At 39.8% G+C, this 344-nt stretch carries 1 pseudogene; it reads right to left on the reverse strand.

Annotated features, from left to right (window positions below):
• Positions 1-340 (reverse strand): annotated as a pseudogene (locus GBN19_RS15620) (transposase); the annotation flags it as partial.
• Positions 341-344 lie beyond the last annotated feature (4 nt).

Genomic DNA, 344 nt, shown 5'->3' on the forward strand with positions numbered 1-344 from the left:
TTTAGCCAATCATAAAAGCGAGAAACGGATAGACGAAGTAATCGAGCCATTAAAATAATCGGAAATAAGTGGCTTTGCGATTTCATATAGGCGTACCTCACTGACTTTCTTTGGCAAAGTACGCTGCTGCCTTTTTTAAAAATTCACGTTCCATTTCAGCTGTTTTGAGCTGTTGTTTAAGCTTCTTATTTTCTTCGAGTAAGGCGTTTAGATCGGGCGAATACTGTTTTGTGCCTGCTAAAGTTCCAGCCTTTGCTTTGTTATTCCAGTTCGAAAGGGTTTGCATTGAAATGCCAAGTTGTCTAGCGGATTTCGATACATTACCTTGGTTCTCTTCAATGGCT

The organism is Acinetobacter brisouii (assembly GCF_008993995.1).
Taxonomy (GTDB): Bacteria; Pseudomonadota; Gammaproteobacteria; order Pseudomonadales; family Moraxellaceae; genus Acinetobacter; species Acinetobacter brisouii_A.